This is a genomic window from Bacillus haikouensis, assembly GCF_013179555.1.
GTDB lineage: Bacteria > Bacillota > Bacilli > Bacillales > Bacillaceae_B > Rossellomorea > Rossellomorea haikouensis_A.
On record NZ_JABMCR010000137.1, the window covers coordinates 1 to 11,632 of the forward strand.

14 protein-coding genes and 1 riboswitch are annotated in these 11,632 nt (G+C 47.7%); of the genes, 8 read left to right on the top strand and 6 right to left on the bottom strand.

Annotation, left to right across the window (positions count from 1 at the left end; all coding sequences use genetic code 11):
* A riboswitch (Lysine riboswitch) is annotated at positions 1-91 on the top strand. This riboswitch is flagged as partial in the annotation.
* A gap of 116 nt (positions 92-207) precedes the next feature.
* Entirely contained in the window at positions 208-1,494 is a 1,287-nt protein-coding gene (lysA, locus tag HP456_RS13690; RefSeq protein WP_172252001.1) for a diaminopimelate decarboxylase, read from the top strand.
* Between the two features lie 52 nt (positions 1,495-1,546).
* Here lysA and HP456_RS13695 read toward each other — a convergent pair whose 3' ends face one another.
* Both HP456_RS13695 and HP456_RS13700 read right to left on the bottom strand, forming a co-directional pair.
* Complete coding sequence (locus tag HP456_RS13695) at positions 1,547-2,563, bottom strand: hypothetical protein (RefSeq protein WP_172252003.1); 1,017 nt, start codon at positions 2,561-2,563, stop codon at positions 1,547-1,549.
* The gene (locus HP456_RS13700) at positions 2,556-3,440 is read right to left on the bottom strand and encodes an ABC transporter permease subunit (protein ID WP_172252005.1); all 885 of its coding nucleotides are present in this window, start codon (positions 3,438-3,440) and stop codon (positions 2,556-2,558) included. Before HP456_RS13700 ends, HP456_RS13695 begins: the two co-directional genes overlap by 8 nt.
* Positions 3,441-3,557: 117 nt before the next feature.
* On the opposite strand from HP456_RS13700, the gene HP456_RS13705 reads away from it, so the two are divergent.
* On the top strand, positions 3,558-4,238 hold the full coding sequence (locus HP456_RS13705) for a hypothetical protein (RefSeq protein WP_172252007.1): 681 nt from the start codon (positions 3,558-3,560) through the stop codon (positions 4,236-4,238).
* A gap of 291 nt (positions 4,239-4,529) precedes the next feature.
* On the opposite strand, the gene HP456_RS13710 is transcribed toward HP456_RS13705, so the two are convergent.
* The 3 genes from HP456_RS13710 to HP456_RS13720 are packed head-to-tail and all read right to left on the bottom strand — an operon-like array spanning position 4,530 to position 6,944.
* Positions 4,530-4,994 carry a FixH family protein gene (locus HP456_RS13710; protein WP_172252009.1) on the bottom strand — a complete coding sequence of 155 codons (465 nt, stop codon included), beginning with the start codon at positions 4,992-4,994 and terminating at the stop codon, positions 4,530-4,532.
* Between the two features lie 16 nt (positions 4,995-5,010).
* The gene (locus HP456_RS13715) at positions 5,011-6,354 is read right to left on the bottom strand and encodes a PepSY-associated TM helix domain-containing protein (protein WP_172252011.1); all 1,344 of its coding nucleotides are present in this window, start codon (positions 6,352-6,354) and stop codon (positions 5,011-5,013) included.
* A 17-nt stretch (positions 6,355-6,371) separates the two neighbouring features.
* On the bottom strand, positions 6,372-6,944 hold the full coding sequence (locus tag HP456_RS13720; protein ID WP_172252013.1) for a DeoR family transcriptional regulator: 573 nt from the start codon (positions 6,942-6,944) through the stop codon (positions 6,372-6,374).
* Positions 6,945-7,191: 247 nt separating this feature from the next.
* Between HP456_RS13720 and HP456_RS25370 the strand changes: the two genes are divergently transcribed.
* From HP456_RS25370 to HP456_RS13740, 5 genes are all read left to right on the top strand, one after another.
* Positions 7,192-7,323 carry a hypothetical protein gene (locus HP456_RS25370; protein WP_281358043.1) on the top strand — a complete coding sequence of 44 codons (132 nt, stop codon included), beginning with the start codon at positions 7,192-7,194 and terminating at the stop codon, positions 7,321-7,323.
* A 306-nt stretch (positions 7,324-7,629) separates the two neighbouring features.
* Positions 7,630-7,797, top strand: coding sequence for a hypothetical protein (locus HP456_RS13725; protein WP_172252015.1), 168 nt, complete (start codon positions 7,630-7,632; stop codon positions 7,795-7,797).
* A gap of 78 nt (positions 7,798-7,875) precedes the next feature.
* The gene (locus HP456_RS13730; protein ID WP_172252017.1) at positions 7,876-8,301 is read left to right on the top strand and encodes a DMT family transporter; all 426 of its coding nucleotides are present in this window, start codon (positions 7,876-7,878) and stop codon (positions 8,299-8,301) included.
* 16 nt (positions 8,302-8,317) lie between these two features.
* Entirely contained in the window at positions 8,318-9,013 is a 696-nt protein-coding gene (locus HP456_RS13735) for a Crp/Fnr family transcriptional regulator (protein WP_172252019.1), read from the top strand.
* Between the two features lie 12 nt (positions 9,014-9,025).
* Positions 9,026-9,508, top strand: a complete 483-nt coding sequence (locus HP456_RS13740) for a DMT family transporter (protein ID WP_172252021.1) — start codon at positions 9,026-9,028, stop codon at positions 9,506-9,508.
* Positions 9,509-9,554: 46 nt separating this feature from the next.
* On the opposite strand, the gene HP456_RS13745 is transcribed toward HP456_RS13740, so the two are convergent.
* The gene (locus HP456_RS13745; RefSeq protein ID WP_172252023.1) at positions 9,555-10,073 is read right to left on the bottom strand and encodes a DUF4871 domain-containing protein; all 519 of its coding nucleotides are present in this window, start codon (positions 10,071-10,073) and stop codon (positions 9,555-9,557) included.
* 189 nt (positions 10,074-10,262) lie between these two features.
* On the opposite strand from HP456_RS13745, the gene HP456_RS13750 reads away from it, so the two are divergent.
* The coding region (locus HP456_RS13750) for a long-chain-fatty-acid--CoA ligase (protein ID WP_172252025.1) at positions 10,263-11,632 on the top strand (1,370 nt) is incomplete at its 3' end.

Genomic DNA, 11,632 nt, shown 5'->3' on the forward strand with positions numbered 1-11,632 from the left:
ACGGGAAGCAGCCATTCGGTTTCTTGTTGGGCTGACATTGAACAAGTGTCAGACTGTCACAATGGTCACATTGTGGAGAACTATTGAAGAGATGTTAATACAGGATTCTTCAGGACGTTCTTCGTTTTGATCAGGAAACCGTATGAGCATCGCTTCATACGGTTTTTTTGTGTGTTTTTTCGGAGAGGTTCAGGAGGAGAATGTGATATGGCAACGATGGAAACGAATGTACAAGGACACTTGGAAATCGGGGGAATGAGCACAGGGGAACTTACTGAGGCGTACGGTACTCCGCTGATGGTATATGATGAAGCGATGATCCGGGAGAAGGCGCGCTCGTTCCGGGAGGCGTTCATTGAGAGCGGTCTTGAGTTCCAGGTGGCATATGCGAGCAAGGCATTTATGTGCAAGGAAATGGTTCGTCTTGCAGAAGAGGAGAATCTGTCGCTGGATGTTGTGTCCGGCGGGGAGCTGTATACAGCGCTTCAAGCAGGATTTCCGCGAGAGCGTATTCATTTTCACGGGAACAATAAGTCGGAGGCGGAGCTCATCATGGCGCTGGAGGCGGAAATCGGCTGCTTTGTGGTCGACAGCTTCCTTGAACTTGAGCTCTTGCATGATCTGGCAAAAGAGCGGGAGCAGCAAGTAAATATCCTGCTGCGTGTCACCCCGGGTGTGGAGGCTCATACTCATGACTACATCATGACCGGGCAGGATGATTCAAAGTTTGGTTTCGGCATATCGAACGGACAGGCCGACCGCGCGATGCAGATTGCCCTGTGCAAGCCGAATTACACGGTGCTCGGGATCCATTCTCATATCGGATCGCAGATCTTTGAATTGGATGGCTTCCAGCAGGCGATCACGGTGCTTTCCGATTTTCTTCAAAGTGTGAGGATCGAGTGCGACGTGACGCTGCCGGTTCTGAATATCGGAGGGGGCTTCGGGGTCCGCTACACCGACGAGGACAAGCCGCTGCCGGTTTCAGAATATGTGAAAGCAATCACTGCAAGCGTCAAGGAAAGCTTCGGCGACAACGGTTACCCGCTGCCTGAAGTGTGGATCGAACCGGGCCGCAGCATCGTTGCGGAAGCAGGGACGACGCTCTATAAAGTCGGCTCGAAGAAAATCATTCCGGACGTACGTACATACGTCTCGGTGGACGGTGGTATGACTGATAACCTGCGTCCTGCTTTGTACGGGGCGAAATATCATGCCGTACTCGCGAACCGTCCGAATGAAGAATGTACCGAGCTCGTCAGCATTGCGGGCAAATGCTGCGAATCCGGTGATATGCTTATCTGGGACCTGATGCTGCCGCCGATGAACTTCGGCGATACCCTCGCCGTGTTCAGTACGGGCGCATACGGTTACTCGATGGCGAATAACTATAACCGGATCCCGCGTCCGGCGGTAGTGTTTGTGAAAGACGGGGAGTCCCGCGTGGTAATCGAGCGGGAGAGTTATGCAGATTTGGTGAGGCTGGACAGATAGATAGAAAGAACCTTTGCTATGTCAGAAGCAAAGGTTCTTTTTTATGCGCGAATCAATGTTTCAAAGTAAATAGATCTTTGGAAATACGGACGTCCGGGTTTTCCCTTTCTGTTCTCAGCTTCTTTACTTTCGTGAAAGGCATGTCGCTTTCGATGAAGATTTTTCTCAACTGTGAACTGATATTGTTCATGCACAGAATAATCACGGCGAAAAAAGCTAACGGAACAAGCACTAAGAGCGGATTGGAGAATATAAGCTGGATATTCATCCCGATAGTGGCACCCCATTCATTGGTCTTTGAGAAGTACACCGGATTACTTGGGTCCAATGCAGTAAAGGCAAACTCAGCAATCGTAAGTCCCCCCAGTGCCATCAGCATGATTCCGAGCTGGATCATCAGTGATAGTGCCTGCGAGACTTGTTCGGAAAATAATACGATGGAATGCCTTAGAAACTGAGGCAGCAGATGCATTTTCATAATATTGAAGCGGCCGGCACCCATTGTCCGGGATACTTGGATAAACTCCTGGTTCAAGTAGAGCTTCATTTCCTCACCCAGGTAGATCCCGAGTGAAGGGACGGTGATAAGGGCAATCACACATAGTTGAATCACGAAGTACTCATCGGAAGGCAGGAACCCCGGCTGAAATGAGCTTTCCAAAGGGATGAGTATGGCAAATACGACGATGGCAATCGGTATATATTGAAAAGACTCACCTAATGCCTTGATATATCTCCCCACGAATGCAGGTACAAACGTATAGAATACGGCAAAAATAAAACCGAAAACGATGCGCAGAAAAGCAATGAACAATGCGGCGAATATCGTAAACTTCGCACCAGCCAAAAGCACAAGAAAGAAGTTCCTGCCGAGCCGGTCGCTTCCTAAAGGAGCCATTTCACTGGGGGAAAAGGGCGGGGCGGCAATCAGTCTTCCTTCTTCATCCTTTAAGTAGTTCATGATCTTATCAAAGTCTGGATACCAGACAGGGATCAGGAAGCTTACCACGACAAGTGCAGACACAATCAGCGCAGGAAACCATAAGGCTTTCAGCAGTCTGCTAGACATAATGGTCCCCTCCCTTTAACCATTTTTTCAGAATAAATGAGCCTGTTTGAAAGACGAGGAAGAATGGTACAAATATCATTAACATCCCCAGAAAAAATGCAGCAGCTGAACTGGTGGAGGCTCTAAATAATACCATCATGAAGCCATTCATATGGAACAGTATCTCGATGACAAATAAGTTTGAAAGCATCAGGAGAAATATCGGTTTTAAGTGTAGAAAAAAATGGATCCATACATTCCGGAATAAATGAACCCAGACTGTATAGGTTTTCCTGAATCCTTTCGCGTACGAGAATTCAACGTACGGTTTGTCCCGTTCTTCCTCCAGTTGAAATAAAAACTGCTTGATTAAAAAAATTACCGGTAAGATAGAGAGGCAGACGATCGGCAGAAAATAGGTTCTCTCATCTTGCAGAGCATAAATATTAAAGAACAGGATGTCTGTTTTCTTATATAACCAGATGATGAAAATCTGGAATGAAACCACAATGAATACGTCAGGCAATGCATCAAGCACATTCAAGAGTTTCAGGGAATTCCGGTAACCGCGCAGCGGCATCAGCATGATCAGGTAGCTGATTATGACAGAAATACAGACTGCAAAGAAAAAGGAACTGATCAATATCGTAAATGAATACCCGTATGTACTTAGAAAAATTTCGGGTAATGGATAGGAGCGATCATCGTCTCCCAAATAAACTGAGATCGAAGCAGGGTCCATCATATCAAACAAAGATTGATAGAGCTGGTGGAAGTAATAGCCGATTGTGACGACAAGTTCTGAATCATAGGCAAGCAGCGACCCCGCGCCGCTTAGGAAAAACAAACCTAAAATAACAATGAAAAAATGAAGGGAAGTATTCACTATCCTTCTCATCTAATCCCTCCGCACGATTTTTACAAATAAATACAATTTTTTCATGCTTAATGTTACAATAATGAAGCGAAGTTGTAAATAAATTCTGAATAATCCGTATTAAAGCAGGTGTTAGAAATGAACGGGAAAAAACAATTGACCTTCATATTCATTTGGCTGATGCTTTCGCTTTTAACTGCTTGCCGATTGGACTTTTCAGAGGATAAGAGCAGTGTCCGGCAAATGGTGAAGAAGGATGGAAACACAGAGCTTGCGGATAAAGTCGACAAGGAAGAACAAACGTCCCCGCAAAAAAAGAAAGAGCCTGCTTATACATTTGATGCCGCCGTCACATTGGATTCAACAAGCATACAACTTAAAGGGAAGACAACACTCCCGCCTGATGCCGTCCTGTATGCCAGACTCAGAGCCTACCCGGAAGATACGTCCTTAGATGACATTAAAGATTACCGTGCGGAACCTTATATGAAAATCACATCAGAAGCTTACATAGCAGTTAAGTCTGATGGAACATTCCAGTCAGAGAACATAGAACGGCTTGACTTTCCGCAAAGATATCTGCTGGAACTGATATTTGCCCCGACGCGGGCGGAAGAATCGATGCAGCAAAAGCTTGTAAAGGAAGGTGAAAGCGTAGAGGATCTGGCCGGAATGACAGAAATCGATCTGCCAAGCCGCAATGAATTTTTTGATGATGTTGTACCCGGTTACATTAAGCATGTAAACATTATGGAAATGGATGAGCCGGACGGGGATGATGTGACGCTGGAATTAGTGTCGGCGGAGGTGGAACAGTGAATCGAACGGGAGAATGATGCGACACTGGATCAATTGAATTGAAGTGGGAGACCACTGCCGATAGCGGCGGGGGGTCTTTTTTTGTGAAGGGATGGTGTGAGTTAAGAAAAGTAGAAAATCGCGCAATTATTAGAGAAAGTGTGTAAGTATTTGTGAAGCGGCGCTATAACTCAGGGACAGGTACCGGAACCCATAAAATGAATTTACTCCGCCGTTGATTCAAATAAAGTGTCTCTAATAACTACTGATAAAAAAAGAGCAGATGACTTCCATCTGCTCCCCAAAATAAAATCAATGGTGCCCTTCGTGATTACTGCTTTCAACCGGAGCCATTCCGTTTAGGGCTTCCACATCGGATTTGGACAGCTCCCCGACTGCGAATGGCTTGGTCGGCATGATGATGGAGCCGTTGTTTCCGGCATGGACTTTGACGTAATAGAGACCGTCTTCCGTCAAATTCTGGTTGAATGTATAGGTACCGTCACCTGCAGGTTCAGCTTCTTCCATAGGCAGGCGGAAGGTGCCGTCGGCTTTCCAGATTTCAAAATGGACGAAGTTTGCATCGTCGATTTTTTTGCCGTCCTGGGTCAGCGAAACCTTAAAGGGGTCATTCCCGGAAAATGCTTCAGGCATGATGATATCTGCCTGAAGAGGCGATTCTTTATGGTAAAGCTCAGCTGCATCCTCATTAGGTGAACATGCTCCGAGCATCAGAGACAGGATGAGGAGACTGAAATAGTTCCACTTTTTTTTCATGAAGCATGATCCTTTCTTATTCCGCACTTAGGAATTTTTTTGCTGAAGGAATGCGCTTGATGACGAGCCAGTCAAGGAGTCCGACAACAATCAGGGATAAGCCGACGAGCGGGAAGAGGATGCCGAGTGCGATCATGAGCAGCAGGAAGAGTTTCATCTTCAGAATGCCTGGCGCTTTTGGTGCCCCCATTTCCTTTTTCGGCTTGCGTTTGAGCCATAGGTAGAATCCGCTTGCGACGACAAGGATGATGCCGAGGCAGATGAACAGGCAGACCACTTGATTGATTATGCCAAATTGAGTGCCTGTATGGAGCGTGATGCCGAGTGCGACCATTTTACCGACAGGTCCATAGTTGTCAAACCGGTAGTCGGCCAGGACTGCGCCTGTGTATTGATCGAGATGTATTGTCACTTCATCCTGTGCCTTGGCTGGGAAGGCTGACAGCGTATAGACCCCTTGCTTGTCCTGTGGGATGAAAACCGAATAGCCAGGGTCGATCCCTTCCCTTTCTGCGATATTCACGACGTCATTGATGGAGACGGGAGTGTACCCCTCGAGTGCAGATTCCGGCACGTCGAGATTCTCTGCCGCCCATGGTACCTCGGCGATCTCCTTTGTCTTGAGTTCCGATTGAGGCGCATCCCCTGTCCAGATGGAAGGGGGATAGCCTGCCCCGGAATTGGTGAACATGTTCTGGAAGTTCGTACCCCAGAGCCCCGACCAAGGCAGTCCTGTCATGACCAGGAATAACATTCCTGCTGTAATCCAGAAGGCTGGCACCGCGTGAAGGTCGCGGCGCAGGACGTTCTTTCCTTTGCCGAAACGCGGAAAAAATACTCCCGACAGCTTGTCCTTCTTGCGCGGGAACCATAGGAACAGACCGGTCACGATCAGCACGACAGCCCAGCTGGCCGCAAGCTCCACGATCCGGTCCCCGATAGTCCCGGCCATCAATTCACCATGAAATTCTTCAACCTTATCCATGATCCGGTCTTCACTTTTCAGCTCGCCAAGTGATTTCCCCGTATAAGGATTGATGAAGACGGCAGACGTACCGGCATCGGTACTGATTCCGATTTCACTGGAGCGGTCAGGGCTGTCACCGGGCGTGAACTTGGTGATGACGGCATCAGGATACAGCCGTTTCACTTCACTGATTTGTTCGGAAGCGGGAATCTTCTCACCCTGTGCTTCCACTTCATAATATTTATTGTAAAGCTGCTGTTCGATCTGGGGAGCGAACAAGTAGATCGAGCCCGTCACGGCCAGGATGAGCAGGAACGGGGCAAAAATGAGACCCGCATAAAAGTGCCATCTCCAAATCGTCTGATAAGGAGAAACAGTAGATTTTTTTCGCATCGAGTGTACCTCTTTTCTTAATGTTTACAGCAGTCAGATCCCTGCATTTGTTTCGAGATGAATGAAATCGCTTCGTGGAAAGAATGCAGTGTGCCGCCGAAGCCCATTTGGAACTGACTTGCCTGCTTACGGGAATCAAATGCGATTACCTGGGGCTGGCAGCAATTCAGGTTCAGGTCCGCGTTGATGAGGTAGATTGCCGTCTTCCCGCTGATTGTCACGTCCGTCAGGAAATCACGGCATATAATTTGTACCACCTCTTCTTCAATATCCTGATAACGCAGCAATCCGCAATGAGGACAGCACGTCTGCTCAATCGTGTGGTCAGCCTTGATCAATTGAACCGATTTCCTATTAGTCGCAGGCTTGAGGCAATACACACAGCAATCCTTCCATGCCGGCTCATCCTGAATGACGGCCGATACCCCATTGGAGGTCTTTTTGATCTTGTTGTTCTCAAGGAGCGGTTTCAGATCCCGATACACCGTCATCTCCGACACACTCAGCCGGGAACTGATCTCCGACACACGAAGTGTCCCTTCCTCTTCAAGCCACGTTAAAATTTGTTGCTGTCTCTCGATGGGCAGCATTCTCAACATCCTTTCAATTTGATTGTTTCATAACCTCATCATAGAAAAGAATGATGGCAGGTACAAGATGTTTATTGTTGATAAATGTGAAGAAATGTTGTCTTTTAACATTTTCAATGATACGTCCTTGACCGGTTACCGGGATTGTAATGAATAGACAAATAGAATACGAGTATGGTGAATGGATGGATCATAAGATGTTACATTTTTTTAGAAAATGTGGGGATTTATTGAGATAGGGTGAGGCGTGAAGAAAATTCGACATGAGGCACAATTATCGGGAAAGAAGCGCAATAAATCGGAAGCCGGCACAATTATCCGGGAAAGAGGCACAATAAATTGGAAGCCGGCACAATTATCCGGGAAAGAGGCGCAATAAATCGGAATCCGGCACAATTATCCGGGAAAGAGGCACAATAAATTGGAATCCGGCACAATTATCCGGGAGAGAGGCACAATAAATTGGAATCCAACACAATTACCGGGCCATGCCGCCTATTCCATTCGGTATTGAACGAGAAAAATCCGGCTCAGGATGTGTAATCGGCTCAATCCTAATCCATGTTCTTATCTTAACAAAGTCGGAGTGGATATATGATTATAAAAGAACGTGTTTGCTGCCAGAAAGAAAGAACATACCCCAATGAACAAGCTAAAGGAAAGATTTTACGACACGGAGGGCACAATGATTATAAAGAGAGGGCCGATGAATGTGCCAATCTATGAAAGAGATGATGAGTCGAAGACATACTGGACAATCATCAACAAAACCGGATTTACCGTAATTACAGTCGTGCCCTTATGGAGAAGAATCGTACCCGTCCTGCTGGTAAAACCACCTTCAATACCGTAGGATAAACCAGTTAGGACATATGTCCTTTCGGAAATTCCCTCTCTGCTATTTAATAGATACAGAATAGGAGGGGAACGAATGAGAGGTGCTTTGTTTGCGCTGCTTGGCGGTTTGTGTATTACCATGCAGGGCATTTTTAATGCAAGAATGAGTGACGCGATCGGCGGATGGCATACGACTTCGATGGTGCATATCGTTGCCTTCAGTATCGCGATGACGATTTATATAAAAGTAAGAGATGGAAAAGGGAAGAGCTTCAGGCAGGTGCCATTTCTTTATTTGATCGGTGGTTCGTTCGGGGTTGTGGTCGTCTTTTCGGAGTTGACGGCGATTCATATGATCGGGCCGGCGTCGGCGATTGCCATCCTGCTCGTGGCGCAGATCGGTACGGCATTCCTGATTGAGTCAAGGGGATGGTTCGGGGAAAAGAAGGTTGGTGTCACGCTGCGGCAGGGTATCGGTCTCATGATGATGCTTGCCGGGGTTGTCCTTTTCCAATTGTAACGAAGGAGTTCATGCTGTGAGAGAACGAAATGGTGCTGAATCAGAAACTTTTATCAATAAATTTGAACTGGATGATTTGTTTCCGGAGGATTTCAGGAAGAAGGTGCACGTCTTTTGTTTTGAAAAAGGGGACGTGTTATTCATGACCGGAGAAAAGCTTCGTAACCTCTATTTTCTGGTGGAAGGAAAAATCAAGATCTTCACGAATACCCCTGAAGGGAAGCTCTTGATTAACCGGTTTAAACGGCCGCCCGCTCTGATCGGCGATGTGGAATACATTAAGGGGAGTGCGGTCATCAATTCGGTCGAGGCCGTCACCGACGGAATGTTCCTCGCAGTGCCATTCACCGATTTGGTGCAGCTGGAAAAAGACCATCCGGCCATTATCCGGTTTCTGCTTGAGACGATGGCCAATAAGTTCTACACGGAACTGCATGCCGCGAGCATGCATATGCTGTACCCGGTCGAAGTGCGGCTGGCGAGTTATCTTTTATCCATTTCAGAGATCGGGGAAGGGACGGTTTTTCACGAGGAAATGCGTACATCCAACCTGATGGAACTGGCGGAATGGATCGGGACCAGTTACCGCCACTTGAACCGGGTATTGAAGAAGATGGCAGCTGACGGCGTCATCGAGCGGGTAAAAGGATCGATAAAAATAAGAGATCTGGAAAAACTCAACATCTTAGCGAGAGGGAACATCTATGAATAAGGAGGTGCTCGGATGATTGGTGTGGTATTAGCGGTTATCGCAGGCATCCTGATCAGTCTGCAAAATGTATTCAATGCGCGGGTAAGTGAAAAAACGGGTCCGTGGGCAACGACGACCCTGGTCCTCGGCCTGGGCCTTGTCTGTTCACTGCCAGTCTTTTACGGGATCGAACAGAGGAGCCTGTTTGACATGGGAAATGTGAATCCAATCTTTTTGTTCAGCGGCGTATTCGGTGTCGGGATCGTGTTCTTCCTGATGAGGGGCGTCACGCTGATCGGCCCGGCATATGCGATTTCGATTGCACTCATCTCGCAGATTGTCATTGCGTTTGTCATCAATACGGGCGGCTGGTTTGGATTTGAAGCCACTGCTCTTACCTGGCAGAAGCTCGCCGGCATCTCGTTGTTGATTGGCGGAGTACTTGTTTATAAGTTGGAGAAGCGGACGAATGGGAATGTGGAAGTACTGGTTGAAGAGGAAAGAATGAGGGCGTGACTTCTTTTGAGGAAGTCTCGCTTTTTTTCATTCTCATGCCCCTCAGCTATTTTTCCCCGACCTCGAGCACCAGCGCATCAAACAGCACTTCATCTATATACACAAGAAGTGCCCATTTCCCAGCTTTCGGTAAAGAAACGTTAGAAGGCATCGTGGCATCGGCTCCGTACAATGCGCCTCCTGAAAATGTCGTTGTGTAGCCAGTCGTTAACACAGATGCTTTCTCGGATGTTTCATGATGATAAGCTACAACAGCCAGTTTTCCTTCTGTTTCACCAAAGAAGTGCCATAACCATTTTTCTGGATGATCAGCTTGCAAAGCGGGTCCGATATACCCCACTTTATTGGGATTGCCCAGGATGTCACTAGTACCATTGGAACCTATTTTTGTCACCGTTTTGTCCCAGTCAATTCCCTCGAAATCAGCCTCTTTCACAAACCCGGGCAGATCAGTTTCGTTCTCTGCTGCGACAGGTTTGACAACTTCTTTTTCTTTATCCGGTATGCACCCGGTTGTGATAAACAGACAACAGGACAATGTAATCAAAGCGGATTTGGTTTTCAACTTACGTCCTCCTTGATAAAACCTGAAATATGGAAAATCCAACCTTACTTCCATCAGTTTATCACAAGTGAAAAAGGATTTGGATTTAATTTGCAGAATATTCTAATAGTAAGGAGTATCAGAACGCATGAAAGACCCTGGCCCAATTGGATTACCGGCAAATTCAAATAAAGAGCAGGAGGAATGAAAATGACCACAACAATTGGCAAGATTTTTGATCTGACTGTGAAGAGATTCCCTAACAAGGAAGCGATTTATGATGTGCGGAAAGATGTCCGTTACACTTACAGCGAGTGGAATGATGAGGTGAATCGCCTGGCGAATGCCCTGATCGGGGAGGGAGTGAAGAAGGGTGACCGGGTATCGACCTTTATGTTCAATACCGAGGAGCTCGGCACGGCTTTCTTTGCATGTGCAAAAATCGGGGCTGTGTTCAATCCGATCAATTTCCGGCTGCAGGGGGAAGAAGTGGCGTTCATCCTGAGTGATGCCGCCCCTAAGGTCGTTCTGTTCGAAAAGGCGGTGGAGCCTGTCGTTGCTTCGATCGAGCCCCGTTTTCCGCATACAGCCTTTTGGTTCATCGACAAGGTAACACCTCAATATGCCGCCAGCTATCATGAAAAAGTGAAGGCGGCTGCTCCGGAAGTGGTCCAGGCACAAGTGGATGAAAATGATGACTATGCAATCATGTATACAAGCGGTACGACCGGCCGTCCTAAGGGAGTCATGCATAAGCACCGGAATATAGTTGAACAGAGCCTTATCGTCATCGGAGCGACGAAACTCGGAGCGAACGATATCGGGCTCGTGACCGCACCGATGTTCCACTGTGCAGAGCTTCATTGTGCCTTCCTCCCGAGGATCCATGCCGGCGGGAGCAATGTCATCCTTCATCAGTTCCACCCGAGAAAAGTGCTCGAACTGATCTACTCTGAAAAGATTACGAAGTTTTTCGCTGCTCCGACGATGTGGAACATGATCCTGCAGGAGAAACTCGAAGATTATGATATCGACAGCCTGGAGATCGGACTGTACGGCGCAGCCCCTATGGCACCTTCGCTCGTTCATGCCTGTCATGACAGGCTGGGGCTCAAACTTGTCCAGGCGTATGGCATGACAGAAATGGGTCCGGCCATCACCTTCCTGTCCGAAGCAGATCAGCTTACAAAAGCAGGAGCTGCCGGGCAGGCATGCCTGAATCACGAAATCAGGATTGTCAGACCGAATGAGGACGGGCCGAGTGATCCGGAAGATATCATGCCGCCGGGCGAAAGCGGGGAAATCATCGTTCAGGGTCCGTGCATGATGACAGGCTACTTCAACCGCAAAGAAGCCTCGGCAAAAGCAATGCACAAAGGCTGGTACCATTCAGGCGACATCGGCTACCTCGACGAAGACGGCTACCTCTGGGTCAAAGACAGGGTCGACGATATGATTATCAGCGGCGGGGAAAATATTTATCCGCGTGAGGTGGAGGACGTGCTGCATGCTCATGAGGGAGTTCTTGATGCGGCGATTGTCGGACAGCCGGATGACAGGTGGGGAGCAAGTGTGACAGC

Excerpts from the sequence above, each read along its gene's own strand:
- lysA (WP_172252001.1), top strand. The coding sequence starts at position 208 with ATGGCAACGATGGAAACGAATGTACAAGGACACTTGGAAATCGGGGGA.
- HP456_RS13695 (WP_172252003.1), bottom strand. The coding sequence starts at position 2,563 with ATGTCTAGCAGACTGCTGAAAGCCTTATGGTTTCCTGCGCTGATTGTG.
- HP456_RS13700 (WP_172252005.1), bottom strand. The coding sequence starts at position 3,440 with ATGAGAAGGATAGTGAATACTTCCCTTCATTTTTTCATTGTTATTTTA.
- HP456_RS13705 (WP_172252007.1), top strand. The coding sequence starts at position 3,558 with ATGAACGGGAAAAAACAATTGACCTTCATATTCATTTGGCTGATGCTT.
- HP456_RS13710 (WP_172252009.1), bottom strand. The coding sequence starts at position 4,994 with ATGAAAAAAAAGTGGAACTATTTCAGTCTCCTCATCCTGTCTCTGATG.
- HP456_RS13715 (WP_172252011.1), bottom strand. The coding sequence starts at position 6,354 with ATGCGAAAAAAATCTACTGTTTCTCCTTATCAGACGATTTGGAGATGG.
- HP456_RS13720 (WP_172252013.1), bottom strand. The coding sequence starts at position 6,944 with ATGCTGCCCATCGAGAGACAGCAACAAATTTTAACGTGGCTTGAAGAG.
- HP456_RS13725 (WP_172252015.1), top strand. The coding sequence starts at position 7,630 with ATGATTATAAAGAGAGGGCCGATGAATGTGCCAATCTATGAAAGAGAT.
- HP456_RS13730 (WP_172252017.1), top strand. The coding sequence starts at position 7,876 with ATGAGAGGTGCTTTGTTTGCGCTGCTTGGCGGTTTGTGTATTACCATG.
- HP456_RS13740 (WP_172252021.1), top strand. The coding sequence starts at position 9,026 with ATGATTGGTGTGGTATTAGCGGTTATCGCAGGCATCCTGATCAGTCTG.